12 protein-coding genes are annotated in these 12957 nt (G+C 71.3%); 4 read left to right on the top strand and 8 right to left on the bottom strand.

Annotated elements, in window-relative coordinates; all coding sequences use genetic code 11:
* Nucleotides 1-47: 47 nt before the first annotated feature.
* A complete protein-coding gene (gene dop, locus C1701_RS22560; RefSeq protein ID WP_026419801.1) occupies nt 48-1547 on the bottom strand; it encodes a depupylase/deamidase Dop in 1500 nt (499 codons plus the stop codon).
* Between the two features lie 201 nt (nt 1548-1748).
* Here dop and C1701_RS22555 point away from each other — a divergent pair, with 201 nt between their 5' ends.
* On the top strand, nt 1749-2291 hold the full coding sequence (locus C1701_RS22555) for an NUDIX hydrolase (RefSeq protein ID WP_026419802.1): 543 nt from the start codon (nt 1749-1751) through the stop codon (nt 2289-2291).
* A gap of 6 nt (nt 2292-2297) precedes the next feature.
* Here C1701_RS22555 and C1701_RS22550 read toward each other — a convergent pair whose 3' ends face one another.
* The 3 genes from C1701_RS22550 to arc all read right to left on the bottom strand — a co-directional run bounded on the left by C1701_RS22550 (nt 2298) and on the right by arc (nt 6483).
* Complete coding sequence (locus C1701_RS22550; protein ID WP_030226756.1) at nt 2298-3263, bottom strand: aldo/keto reductase; 966 nt, start codon at nt 3261-3263, stop codon at nt 2298-2300.
* 45 nt (nt 3264-3308) lie between these two features.
* A complete protein-coding gene (locus tag C1701_RS22545) occupies nt 3309-3851 on the bottom strand; it encodes a DUF3558 family protein (protein ID WP_026419804.1) in 543 nt (180 codons plus the stop codon).
* Between the two features lie 835 nt (nt 3852-4686).
* Nucleotides 4687-6483, bottom strand: coding sequence for a proteasome ATPase (arc, locus tag C1701_RS22540; RefSeq protein WP_026419805.1), 1797 nt, complete (start codon nt 6481-6483; stop codon nt 4687-4689).
* Nucleotides 6484-6763: 280 nt separating this feature from the next.
* On the opposite strand from arc, the gene C1701_RS22535 reads away from it, so the two are divergent.
* Nucleotides 6764-7684: an Rv0361 family membrane protein gene (locus C1701_RS22535; protein WP_103056557.1), complete on the top strand. Its 921-nt coding sequence runs from the start codon at nt 6764-6766 to the stop codon at nt 7682-7684.
* A 190-nt stretch (nt 7685-7874) separates the two neighbouring features.
* Here C1701_RS22535 and C1701_RS22530 read toward each other — a convergent pair whose 3' ends face one another.
* Nucleotides 7875-8210 carry a hypothetical protein gene (locus tag C1701_RS22530; RefSeq protein ID WP_155886218.1) on the bottom strand — a complete coding sequence of 112 codons (336 nt, stop codon included), beginning with the start codon at nt 8208-8210 and terminating at the stop codon, nt 7875-7877.
* Between the two features lie 96 nt (nt 8211-8306).
* Here C1701_RS22530 and C1701_RS22525 point away from each other — a divergent pair, with 96 nt between their 5' ends.
* Nucleotides 8307-8852, top strand: a complete 546-nt coding sequence (locus C1701_RS22525; RefSeq protein ID WP_026419808.1) for a hypothetical protein — start codon at nt 8307-8309, stop codon at nt 8850-8852.
* Nucleotides 8853-8864: 12 nt separating this feature from the next.
* Here the strand turns inward: C1701_RS22525 and C1701_RS22520 are convergent, their stop codons facing one another.
* Together C1701_RS22520 and C1701_RS22515 are read right to left on the bottom strand one after the other, a co-directional pair.
* On the bottom strand, nt 8865-9695 hold the full coding sequence (locus C1701_RS22520; protein ID WP_026419809.1) for a tRNA (adenine-N1)-methyltransferase: 831 nt from the start codon (nt 9693-9695) through the stop codon (nt 8865-8867).
* A 195-nt stretch (nt 9696-9890) separates the two neighbouring features.
* Nucleotides 9891-11036 (bottom strand): M50 family metallopeptidase, encoded by a 1146-nt coding sequence (locus C1701_RS22515; RefSeq protein ID WP_245588893.1) that lies wholly within the window; start codon nt 11034-11036, stop codon nt 9891-9893.
* A gap of 113 nt (nt 11037-11149) precedes the next feature.
* On the opposite strand from C1701_RS22515, the gene C1701_RS22510 reads away from it, so the two are divergent.
* Nucleotides 11150-12079, top strand: coding sequence for a RecB family exonuclease (locus tag C1701_RS22510; protein ID WP_337661885.1), 930 nt, complete (start codon nt 11150-11152; stop codon nt 12077-12079).
* Nucleotides 12080-12101: 22 nt separating this feature from the next.
* Here the strand turns inward: C1701_RS22510 and hisG are convergent, their stop codons facing one another.
* Entirely contained in the window at nt 12102-12947 is an 846-nt protein-coding gene (hisG, locus tag C1701_RS22505) for an ATP phosphoribosyltransferase (protein WP_026419812.1), read from the bottom strand.
* Nucleotides 12948-12957: the final 10 nt, after the last annotated feature.

The following is a 12957-nucleotide window of genomic DNA, read 5'->3' as shown; positions in this document are numbered from 1 at the left end:
GGCGGGGCGTCCGTCGTCCCGCCGAGCGGCCGACCGGGGTGGTCCCGCTACCTCCGGGTCAGCGAATCGACGAGTTCCTCAGCGCTGGACGAGGCCTCAAGCAGGTGGCCGACGTGGGCTTTCGTCCCTCGCAGCGGCTCCAGGGTGGGGATGCGCACCAGGGACTCCCTGCCGAGGTCGAAGATCACCGAGTCCCAGGAGGCCGCCGAGATCTGGGCCGGGTACCGCTCCATGCACTGGCCGCGGAAGTAGGCCCTGGTGTCCTCCGGGGGCAGCGTGATCGCCGCCCGCACCTCCTCCTCGTCGACGAGCCGCCGCATCGAGCCCCGCGCGACCAGCCGGTTGTAGAGCCCCTTGGACAGCCGGACGTCGGAGTACTGGAGGTCGATCATGTGCAGGCGGGAGGACGCCCACCCGAGGTTGTCCCGGGCGCGGTACCCCTCCAACAGCCGGAGCTTCGCCGGCCAGTCGAGCATGTCCGCGCACTCCGCCGGGTCCCGGCTGAGCCTGTTCAGCACCTCGCCCCAGGTCTGGAGGACGTGGGCGGACTCCTGGTCGACGCCCTCGGACTCGGCGTGCCGGACGGCGCGTTCGTGGTACGCCCACTGGAGGTCGAGCCCGGTGAAACGCCGCCCGTTGGCGAGCGGGACGGTCGCGCGGAGCGAGGGGTCGTGGCTGATGGTGTGCACGGCCCGCACCGGGTCGCCGAGCCGCAGGTCGTCGAAGCGGTGGCCAGATTCGATCATGTCCAGGACCAGTGCCGTGCTGCCCAGCTTCAGGTAGGTGGAGTACTCGGCCAGGTTCGCGTCACCGATGATCACGTGCAGGCGCCGGTACTTGTCGGCGTCGGCGTGGGGCTCGTCGCGGGTGTTGATGATGCCCCGCTTGAGGGTGGTCTCCAGCCCGACCTCGACCTCGATGTAGTCGGCCCGCTGGGACAGCTGGAACCCCGCGCCGTCGCCGGACGCGCCCAGCCCGACCCGCCCCGACCCGCACACCACCTGGCGGGAGGCGAAGAAGGGGATCAGGCCGGAGATCACCGAGGTGAAGGGCGTGCCGCGCGCCATCAGGTAGTTCTCGTGGCTGCCGTAGCTGGCGCCCTTGTTGTCGATGTTGTTCTTGTACAGCTGGATGTGCGGTTGTCCCGGAACGGTGGCGGCCCGCATGGCCGCCTCCTCCATCACCCGCTCCCCCGCCTTGTCCCAGATCACCGCGTCCCTGGCGTTGGTGACCTCCGGCGTGGAGTACTCGGGGTGGGCGTGGTCGACGTAGAGCCGCGCGCCGTTGGTGAGGATGACGTTGGCCGCGCCGAGGTCGTCGCCCTCGTGGTCGGTGGCGGGCAGGCTCGGCCCTCCCAGGTCGAAGCCACGGGCGTCCCGCAGCGGGGACTCCACCTCGTAGTCCCACCGCGCTCGGCGGGACCGGGGGATGTCGGCGGCCGCCGCGTAGGCCAGCACCACCTGGGTGGAAGTGAGAACGGGGTTGGCGGTGCTCTCACCCGGCACCGTGATCCCGTATTCGACTTCGGTTCCCATGATCCGCCGCATGGGTTTCAGCCTACGGCTTCGGGACCTTTCTCGGCTTGATCATGAGCGCGACACTTGAAAGAGTGACCGGACGGACACTCTCCGTCCTCGCCTCGTCGGGTGGATCCGCTCCGACCAGCCGAACCACCACATGGGTGGTGGAATACCACCACAGCTGTGGTGGTGCTCGGCCCGGTGGTGTCGTCGTGCGAGGCTGGGGATATGGGTGAACCGGTCTCCCGGGGAGACGAACTGGTCGCCGTCTACGACGCCGACGGCACGGTCGTGGGCAGCGCCCCCAGGAGGCGGGTCAGGGCGGAGAACCTGTGGCACGGGTGCGGAGCGGTCCTGCTGCTCTCGCCCGGCGGCGACCAGGCATACGTACACCGGCGCACCGACACCAAGGACATCTTCCCCGGAGGGCTGGACTGCTTCGCCGGGGGCGTGGTGGACGCGGGCGAGGACCCCGCCGACTGCGCGCGCCGTGAACTCGCGGAGGAGCTGGGGGTGGTCGGAGTGCCGCTGCGGCCCGTCCTCGTCGGTTCCTACGAGGGGCCGGGGCTCCGGGTGCGCACCCACCTCTTCGAGGCGCGGTGGGGCGGTGAGGTGCGGCACCAGCCCGAGGAGATCGCGTCGGGCTGGTGGATGCCGTTGGAGGAGTTGCGGCGGCGGAGCGTCGACCCCGGATGGCCCCTGGTGCCGGACAGCCGGCTGCTGGTTCGGGAGTGGTTCCGACGCTCCGCCGCGGGTGGTCTGGGGACGTGAGGGAGGTCAGTGCCAGGGCAACGCGGACCGGCGTCGCCAGTACCGCTCGGCTGGCTCGGCCAGGGTCGCGACCATCGCCGACCTCTCGGCGGGGAGCAACGGGACGCCGACAGCGAGCAGGTTCCGCCTGAGCTGCTCGACGTTGGCCGGCCCGAGCAGGACGGTGTCCGCCCACGGCTGCGCCAGCGCCGCCGCGATCGCGACGGCGTCCGGGCCCACTCCGGCTCGTTCGGCTCCGACGCGGATCAGGTCAGGCGCGTCGACGACCAGCCGCCCGTTGGCCAGCGGCTCCTTGACCAGCACCCGCAGGCCCGCCTCCGAGGCCGCGGCCAACGCCGGACCGACCGAGGGCTCCAGCAGGTTCCAGGTGGACTGCACCGTCGCGAACAGCCGCTCGCCGTCGACCTCCAGCTCCACCGCGCGCTCGATGGTCTCCGACTGGCGTGGGCCGGAGGTGGAGAACCCGATCCGGGTACCACCTCCGGCCAGCTCGGCCAGCCGCCCCAGCAGTGCCCGGTCGTCGAACAGCGGGCTGTCGGGCGTCAGCGAATGCACCTGGTAGACGCCCAGCGCATCCCCGAGCCGGTCGCGGCTTTCCCGCGACTGCTCGTCGAACCGCTCGGCGCTGTGCTCCTTCACCTCGTGGACCTCGGCGTCGACACGCCACTCGCCCACGTAGGTGTACCCCCACTTGCTGGACACCGTCAGGTCACGGTGCCCCCGGTCCGCGAGCCAGTCCGCGAGGAAGTCCTCCGCGAGGCCGTAGGAGCGGGCCGTGTCAACCCACCGGACGCCAGCCGCGTACGCGGCGTCCAGCACGTCGTGGCAGTTCCGCCGCATCGCCTCCACCGTGCGCTCCGCCGGCAGGGCGTCCGCTCCCCCTTGGTTGATGTAGGCCGGTCGACCCAGCGCCGCGAGCCCGAGGCCAAGCCTCCGGATCCCGGCATCGTCGACCGGTTGGGACTTATCCATCCGGGTGACATTACCGGGGGGATCGGAGTGGGGCTGGCGACGGCATCAGTCCAGGTTCCCGAGCACCTGGTCGGCCAGGTTCCGCGCTCCCGCGCAGTCGGCGTCCTCGACCCCCCCGAACTGGATCGTCAGCGCCGTGTCGTCCACGTCGACGACGACGAGGCAGCCTCCCTCCTCGCCACTGCCCGGGGCCCAGGTGGCGTCGTGCCCCCTGACCTGGAAACCGGTCCCCTCCCCCACCAGCAGCTCGTTGGTGGCACGCCACTGGGAGTAGGGCTCGGAGGTCACGGCGGTGATGACGACGCGCTGCCGGGAACCGGCTGACCACGTGCACGTGGGCCCCTGCGCCCGGTTGGTGCTGTAGTTGGGGCTCGGGTCCGCCATCAGTTGCTGGACGGCCCCGGGCTGGCTCTCGCAGCTGCTCCTGACCGCGTTGCCCAGTCGCTCCTGCGCGGCTTCGAGGGTGGTTCTGGTGGTCGGGCCACTGCCCGCGTCCACCGGTTCCTCCTGTCCGCAGGCGGCCAGGGTGAGCAGCAGCAGCCCGGCGGAGGCCGCCGGGATGACGACGGACCTGGGTGAACCTGGCATCGGTGTGGACTCCTCACGGGTTGGTCGGTGTCCCTCCGGGGCCGGCGCCCCGGGCGGGTTCCACGGCCGTGCCACCGTGGGTCCCGTCGCGAAGGCAACGCACCGCCGGCCGGACGGTGACCAGCTGGGAACCACGGATGGGTGAACGATTGCGTCGCCGCACCGCGTTGCGGCATTGCGTCACGACCGACCTCACCCTTTGGCCGCATCAATGGCGCATCCTGACAGAAGGTGCCAGTGGAGGAACATATTCACCTCCACTATCCGTGATGTTGATCACCCTTATGGGTGAGCACTATCGGATTTTGGCGGGTTGGCGCCAACAATCCCGCCGACCGTGGGCGAAAGGTTTTCGCGGTTGCCGAATTCAACGCCAACCATTCACCAGGTCCGGAAATTTTCGTTCGGCAAGAACAAGAAGGCGGGAGCGCCGGCACGGGAGACGCCACCGACGCCGCCCCTCGGGCTCAACGGTGCTCCGCACGGTCGGACCCCGGGTGCGCACCACCCCGTGGACCCCGCTGGTGCTCACGGCCGGGGACTGGACGCGCGCGGCCACCAGCGGACCGGTCCCCCACGCGCGGTGTTCCCGTCCCCGCCGACATGGGGGACGGCGGGCTCGCCCCTCCCCCCTCGGGCCCGTGAGTGCCCTTGGCGCCCCGGCCCCTCCCCCGAGCCCGTGGACGCCCGTCGTGTGGACCCGGCAGCGGCGCCAGGAACCGTTCCCACCACCTCGGCGGGCCCCGACGAACGCCCGGGGCTCCCGACGAACGCCTGGGGCCCCCGGCGACGGCCGGAGGCCCCAGGTCACGGGTCGTTCGACCCCGGAGGTTCCTCAGAGGTACTGACCGGTGTTGGTCGCGGTGTCGATCGCCCGGCCGGCGTCCTGGTTCTTCCCGGTCACCAGCGTGCGGATGTAGACGATGCGCTCACCCTTCTTGCCCGAGATGCGTGCCCAGTCGTCCGGGTTGGTGGTGTTGGGCAGGTCCTCGTTCTCGGCGAACTCGTCGACGATCGCGTCCAACAGGTGCTGGACGCGGAGCCCGGGCTGCTTGGTCTCCAGCACGGACTTGATGGCCGCCTTCTTCGACCGGTCGACGATGTTCTGGATCATCGCTCCCGAGTTGAAGTCGCGGAAGTAGAGGACCTCCTTGTCACCGTTGGCGTAGGTGACCTCGAGGAAGCGGTTCTCGTCGCTCTCCGCGTACATGCGCTCCACGGTGTGCTGGATCATGGCGTCGATGCACGCCGCCTTGTCCCCCTGGAACTCGGCGAGGTCGTCGGCGTGGATGGGCAGGCTCGGCGTCAGGTACTTGGAGAAGATGTCCTGCGCCGCCTCGGCGTCGGGCCGCTCGATCTTGATCTTCACATCCAACCGCCCGGGCCGCAGGATGGCGGGATCGATCATGTCCTCCCGGTTGGAGGCACCGATCACGATCACGTTCTCCAGTCCCTCGACCCCGTCGATCTCGCTCAGCAGCTGCGGCACGATGGTCGTCTCGACATCCGAGGAGACCCCGCTCCCCCTGGTGCGGAAGATCGAGTCCATCTCGTCGAAGAAGACGATCACGGGGGTGCCCTCGGACGCCTTCTCCCTGGCGCGTTGGAAGATCAGCCGGATGTGGCGCTCCGTCTCCCCCACGAACTTGTTGAGGAGCTCGGGCCCCTTGATGTTGAGGAAGTAGGACTTCGCCTGCCCGGCCTCCCCGCCCTGCGCCACCACGACCTGCTTGGCGAGCGAGTTGGCGACGGCCTTCGCGATCAGGGTCTTCCCGCACCCGGGAGGTCCGTACAGCAGGACGCCCTTCGGGGGGCGCAGTTCGTACTCGTGGAAGAGGCCGGCGTGCAGGAACGGCAGCTCGACGGCATCGCGGATCTGCTCGATCTGACGTCCCAGACCGCCGATGTCCTCGTAGCGGACGTCGGGGACCTCCTCCAGGACGAGGTCCTCCACCTCGGCCTTGGGAACGCGCTCGTAGGCGTAACCCGCCTTGCCGTCCACCAGCAGGGAGTCACCGGACTTGAGCTTCGACTCGGCCAGCGGGGTGGAAAGCCAGACCACCCGTTCCTCGTCGGTGTGCCCGACGACGAGAGCCCGTCGGGGCAGCCCCTCCTGCTCCTCCACCAGGACCTCGCGGAGGGTGCAGAGCTCACCGGTGCGTTCGAACTCACCGGCTTCCACCACGGTGAGGGCCTCGTTCAGCCGGACGGTCTGCCCCAGGCTGAGTTCGGCGGCCTCCACCGCCGGTGAGACCGCCACGCGCATCCGGCGGCTCGCGGTGAAGACGTCGACGGTGCCGTCCTCGTAGGCCCGGAGGAACACTCCGTAGCCGCTCGGCGGCTGCGCCAGCCGGTCGACCTCCTCACGGAGGGCGAGCAGCTGCCCTCGGGCCTCCTTCAGGGTGTCCACCAGCTTGGCGTTGCGTTCGGTCAACTGGTTGATGCGGTTGGACGCCTCGGCCAGCCGCTGCTCCAACAACTGGTTGTGGCGAGGTGACTCGGTCAGTTTGCGGCGCAGCAGCGCCACCTCGTCTTCCAGGAATCGGATCTGCGCCGTCAACTCGACATCTTCACCGTCGGTCTGCCGTGTGCCGCCTGGCTCAGGCTGGCTGCCGGGACGGTCATGGTCCATCTCGGCACCTCCTCCCGTACTGGTGGAGTCCACGGTACCGGCGATCAGCCCGGTTGGTAATGATCCACGGACCGGGCGGGTGTCCCTTGCGTCACTCTCCGCCACCCCGGGGACGAGTTCTCCCGTTCCCACCCCGAGGTCGATCGCTGGCGGGTAGCGTGCTGCGCACGTTCTTCCTCCGATCCGGTGGACTTCGGATCGCCCTGGGACGTCGCACCCCGCCGACGCGGCGGCTCGGCCGCCCGTCGCCCCCAGTGGTCCAGTGTCGCAAGGAGTAACCATGTCCGTCCCGCCCAACCAGCCCGACCCCTACGGCGGGCAGCCCGGCTGGGGCCAGCAGCCGCCCCCCGGCGGTATGCCGCCCCAGGGCCAGCCAGGGCAGCAGGGCGGCTGGCCCCAGGGCGGTATGCCTCCGCAGGGCCAGCCGGGGCCGCAGGGCCCCTACGGGCCCCCGCCCGGCGGACAGCCCCCGTTCGGGCCGCCCAGCGGCGGGTTCCCCGCCCAGCCAGGCCCGGGTGGACCGCAGGGTCCCGGCGGCCCCCAGAAGAAGAGCCCGCTGCCCTGGATCCTCGCCGGCGGCGGTGTCCTCGTCGTCGGGCTGGTCGTCGTCCTCGTCATCGTCCTGGGCGGCGGCGGGTCGAACAGCACCCCGCAGGCGGTCGCGGAGAGCGCGGTCGCCGCGATGAACGACAACGACACGCAGCGGCTCGCGGACCTGAGCTGCGGCGCGCACCGCGAGCAGATCGAGACCATCATCACCGACCTCGATCCCTCGCAGAACGCGGATGTGCCGCCGGAACTCGCGAACGCCACAGCGGAGTGGTCGCTGGTGCGCGTCGAGGAGGTCGACGAGACCAACGCGAGGGCGATCGTCACCCTGAACATCTCCGGGGTGGGCGCGGACGCCGCCCCGATGATGGAGATGCTCAGCGACATGGAGCTGAGCGCCCCCCTCACCAAGGAGGACGACGCCTGGCTCCTGTGCGGGGTACCGGAGCCGACCGAGGACAGCACGCCCGGCACGCCGAACGTCCCCGACACGGATCCGGGCGACCTGGACACCCCCGACTTCGACCCGGGCAGCCTGGACATGGGTGACCTCGACAACCTGGACATCCCCGACTTCGGCGACCCCGAGCTCCAGCGGGAGCTCGAGGAGATGCAGCGGCACCTCGACGAGCTGAACAACCTGGACTACTGAGGCGGTGGGGCGGGTTCGTCCGCCCCCACCCGGAGCCCTCCCGCGAAGGCCGCGACGTTCCCGCGTCGCGGCCTTCCGCCGTTCCGACGACCTGAGAGCCCGGCGGGGCGCGCCAGCCGGCCGTGTCGGACGTGTCCGGCGTCATCCGACCCTTCACGGGGAGATCGCTCCTGAGCACCTGCCGTCACCGCTAGGTTGCGTTGTGCGCGGCGACGCGCACCGAGTCGCCGATCGCGGAGAACAGCCGCCTCCCGGAGGAGAAGAGCAGATGTCCGTCCCGCCACAGCAGCCCGGACCCCACGGCGGGCCGCCGGGGCCCCACGGCCAGCAGCCGCACCCGGGCCCGCCGAGCGGCGGCTGGCCGCAGCAGGGTCCTCCCACGGGCGGCTGGCCGCAGCAGCCCCCGCCACCGCAGGCCGGGGACCCCACCGGTGGATGGCCCCGGCAGCCGCAGGCCACCCCGGTCGGCGGCTGGCCGCAGCAGGGACCCGGCGGGCAGCAGTACCCGCACTACGGCCCACCGCACGGCTACCCGCCGCCCGGCCCGGGTGGTCCGCCGAAGAAGAGCCCGCTGCCGTGGGTCCTCGGAGGCGGTGGGGTACTCGTCATCGTCCTGGCCGTCGTGCTGGTCCTCGTGCTGACGGGGGACGACGACACCCCCTCCGCCACTGGCGACGGCGCCCCGACGACCGGCCAGGACGCCGGGGGTGACGAACCACCGCTCGGGCAGGACGGCACCGACGCGGAACCCCCGGCCGGCGGGGGCCGTACGAGCACCGACATCGATGAGGTCGCCCGTTCCCTCGTCACGGCGATGAGCGCGGACGACCGGCAGACCCTGCTCGCCCACACCTGCACGTCCAGGGCGGAGTACTTCGACGACGCCATCGAGCGCCTGGACCCGGCCGCCGCCCTGGGTGTCCCTGTCCCCCCTGAGGTGGCCGCCGCCCTGGAGCAGGTGGAGGCCAGCTACGAGTTCGAGGCGGCCGCCGTCATGAGCGAGGTGGAGGCGCAGGCCATCTTCCGGCAGCACCTGTCGAACCTGCCCCCGGAGTTGGCCGGGTTCCCGACCACGGCCCGCATCGGGGTGTGGTTCGTCGAGGAGAACGGGTGGAAGATGTGCGACATCCGCCTCCTCGACGACGAGGAGGTCCCGCCCGCCCGGTGAGCGGCCGCGAGCTCAGCCCTTGCTGGGTCGCCGCTGCTGCCGCAGGGGGGTGACCCCGTCCGCCAGGCGGCGTGTGGTGAGCAGGAAGGCGGTATGCCCGATCATGCGGTGTTCGGGCCGTACCGCCAACCCCACCACGTGCCAGGGGCGCTGGATCGTCTCCCAGGACTCCGGTTCGGTCCACCTCTGCTGCTCGCGCAGGGCCTCGGTGATCCGGGAGAGCTGGGTGACCGTGGCGACGTAGACGACGAGCACCCCACCGGGCACGAGGTTGTCGGCCACCGTGTCCAGTGCCTCCCAGGGCGCGAGCATGTCCAACACCACCCGGTCGACCTGCTCGTCCTGGTGTTCCTTCAGGTCAGCCACCCGCAGCCGCCAGTTCGCGGGACGCTCGCCGAAGAACCGCTCCACGTTGCGCGCCGCGTGCTCCGCGTGGTCCTCCCGCACCTCGTAGGAGAGCACACTGCCCGCCGGCCCCACCGCTCGCAGCAGGGAGCAGCTCAGGGCACCCGACCCGGCGCCGGCCTCCAGCACACGGGCGCCGGGGAAGATGTCACCCCACATCACGATCTGCGCCGCGTCCTTGGGGTAGATCACCTGTGCCCCTCGGGGCATGGAGAGCACGTAGTCGGACAGCAGGGGCCTCAGCGCGAGGAAGCTGGTCCCACCGCCCGAACCGACCACCGTCCCCTCGGGCTGGCCGATGATCTTGTCGTGCGCGAGTGCCCCCCGGTGGGTGTGGTACTCCTTGCCCGCCTCGAGGACGATCGTGTAGCGCCGTCCCTTGGGGTCGGTCAGCTGCACGCGGTCGCCCTCCCGGAAGGGGCCGCTGGGGGTGCTCACGGGCGTTGAACCTCCTGCTCGACGTGGTGTTCCGAGGGCGGGCTGAACCCGCCTGGTCGGACGTCGATCCTGGCAGACGGCTCCAACGCCCCACCGGCTGCCCGGGTCGCGGTACCCGGCCACCGGACGTGACCCTCGGAGGTGCCCGCCCTCCTGGCGGCGGGGGACCGCGTCGTCCACCACCGGCCCCCTGGCTCAGGCGGTGTTGCCCCGATGGCTCAGCAACGCGTTGCGCAGTTCGTCCCGGTGCAGCACGGCGGAGGGCCGGCCCTCACCGTCGACGACGAGGAACTGCCAGGACGCGCTGGAGAACACGCGTTCCACGATGTCCTCACCCTGTTCGGAGTCGAGCAGGACGTTCTCGGCGGAGATCGGTTCCGCTGCCTGTTCGGCCGGCGTGACGGGGGCCTGCCGGGAGAGGTTCTCGGCGGCGGTCAGGTCGAGCAGGCCCACCGCCATGCCGTCGGCCCGGACCAGTACCACCCCTCTTCCCGCGGACGCGGCCAGCGCGTCGGAGACGGGGCTCTCCGCGGGGAGTTGGAGGACCGGGCGGACGATGTCCGCCAGCCGCAGACCGGGTGGCCAGTTGCGCCGGTTCTCGCTGCCGAGCTCCGCGACGACGCCGACCCCGATGAACCACATCATGACCACGCACACACCCAGCCGCAGCCACCGGTCCTCGCTGGCGGCGAGGAGCCCCACGATCGCCCACCAGGCCAGGGCGATGGTCACCAGCACCCCACCGACGGCCGCGGCGCGGGTGCCGGCCGAGCGACGCCCGGTCAGCCCCCACACGAGGGACCGCAGAACCCGGCCGCCGTCCAGCGGGAGGCCGGGCAGCAGGTTGAACACCCCGACCGCGGCGTTGGCGACCGTGATCTGGACCACGAGCAACCACAGGACGGTCCGGGGCTCGACCACCAGCAGGAGCGCCGCCGACAGCAGCGCGAGCAGCACCGAGACCGCCGGACCGGCGGCCGCGATCAGGCCCTCCTGCCGCGCCCGGGAGGGGGTCCTGACCAGTTCGGCCACGCCACCGAGGAACTGGAGGCGCACCCGTCGCACCGGCATCCCCATCCGCAGCGCGACCAGGCAGTGGCCGAGCTCGTGGAGCAGCACGGAGACACCGAGCAGCACGGTGAAGGTCGCCGCGAGCAACGCTCCCCCCAGGAGACCGACGCCGGGCAGCATCATGCGCACCAGGGGCGTGTAGAGCACGACGATGAGCAGGGAGATGAACCACCACGAGGGCGCGAGCAGCACCGGAACCCCACGGACACGCGCGACCACCAGGCCGCCTTCGTGGCCGGTCGCGGGGGTCCAGCGGATCGAAGCGGGCACTGACGAAGCCTAGAACGCCGACGGTGTTGCGGCAGTGTGCCAGGCCGGACGCGCCGCGCACCGTGCGGAGCGCCCCACCGAACCGTCGCCGGGGTGGCCTACAGTGCCGGGTCATGGCGGACGCGGTAGTCACCAACCCCCGACAGCCCCCCGGCGATGCTGGCACGGCGGGCGGTGGGTCCCGAGCTCGGCGACGCCCGGCGCTGTCGCCGTCGCGCGCGAGCGACTTCAAGCAGTGCCCCCTGCTGTACCGGCTTCGGGCGGTCGACCGGATACCCGAGAAGCCCAGCAAGGCCCAGGTGCGGGGCACCGTCGTGCACGCGGTGTTGGAGCGGCTGTTCGCGCTCCCGCCCGAGCAGCGCACCGAGGAACGGGCACGTGAACTGGTCGAACCCGCCTGGAAGGAGGTGGTCGAGGAGCAGCCGGAACTGCTCGACCAGCTCTTCGGTGGTGCGGAGGACCCGGAACTCACGGGCTGGCTGGCGACCGCCGAGAAGCTACTGGGCGGCTACTTCACCCTGGAGGACCCGACCCGTTTCCAGCCGGAGGCCTGCGAGTTGCTCGTGGAGACGGAGCTCGAGTCCGGGGTCCTCATCCGGGGCTACCTCGACCGGCTGGACGTGGCTCCCACCGGGGAGATCCGGGTGGTCGACTACAAGACGGGTGCGGCGCCTCGCCAGATCGGGGAGGCCAAGGCACTGTTCCAGATGAAGTTCTACGCCCTCGCGCTGTGGCGGCTCCGGGGCGTGGTCCCGGCCCAGCTGAAGCTGATGTACCTGGCCGACCGGCAGGCACTCGTCTACACGCCGGACGAGGCGGAGCTCCGCCGCTTCGAGCGGACGGTGGACGCGATCTGGCAGGCGATCCTCCGCGCGGGTCGCACCGGCGACTTCCCGCCGAACCCGAGCCGGCTGTGCGACTGGTGCGACCACCGGGCGCGCTGTCCCGCCTTCGGCGGTACTCCCCCGCCCTACCCCGGCTGGCCGGAACCGTCGGCGTTGGCCGGGGAGGGCGGGGAGACCGCGTTGGGCAGGGTTGACTGACGCGTGGGCCGCGGCCGCGGGCCTAGAGGCGGCAGAAACGGATGTCCGAGGCCAGGATCGCTCGGGCCCCGAGCGAGGAGAGCTGGTCCATCACGCTGTTGGCATCCTTGCGGGGCACCATGGCCCGCACGGCGTTCCAGCGTTCCTCGGCCAACGGGGAGACCGTGGGTGACTCCAGGCCGGGGGTGAGGGCCACCGCCGCCGACAGCAGGTGGTCGGGGCAGTTGTAGTCCAGCATCAGGTACTGCTGGGCTCGGGCCACCCCCCGCAGCCGGGCGGCCAGTTGGGCCCGGTCCTGGCTGTCCCGCGCGGACTCACCCTCCAGCAGGACGGCCTCCGACACGCAGATCGGGTCCCCGAAGGCGACCAGGCCGTGCTGGCGGAGGGAGGTCCCGGTCTCGACGACGTCGGCGACCGCGTCCGCGACCTCCAGTTGCACCGAGATCTCCACGGCCCCGTCGAGTCGGATCACCTCGGCCTCGATGTCCCTTTCGGCGAGGTGGTCGCGCACCAGCCGGGGGTAGGACGTGGCGACACGCCGGCCGTGCAGGTCCTCCACCTTCCAGTCGGCCCCCGCCGGGGCGGCGAAGCGGAAGGTGGACTTGCCGAAGCCCAGGGCCAGCCGCTCGCGCACCGGCGCACCGGAGTCCAGGGCGAGGTCCCGTCCGGTGATCCCCATGTCCAGGGTGCCGGCTCCGACGTAGATCGCGATGTCCTTGGGGCGGAGGAAGAAGAACTCGACCTCGTTGGTGGGGTCGATGACCGTCAGGTCCTTCGGGCCCTGGCGGCGGCGGTAACCGGCCTCGGCCAGCATCTCGGCGGCGGACTCGGCCAGCGAGCCCTTGTTGGGAATGGCGACGCGCAGCATGCGGGGTCTC

The sequence above is a fragment of the Actinoalloteichus sp. AHMU CJ021 genome (genome assembly GCF_002895405.1).
GTDB classification, from domain to species: Bacteria; Actinomycetota; Actinomycetes; order Mycobacteriales; family Pseudonocardiaceae; genus Actinoalloteichus_B; species Actinoalloteichus_B caeruleus.
The sequence above is the reverse complement of the archived record's forward strand: the minus strand, read 5'-3'. Positions and strand labels throughout refer to the sequence as shown.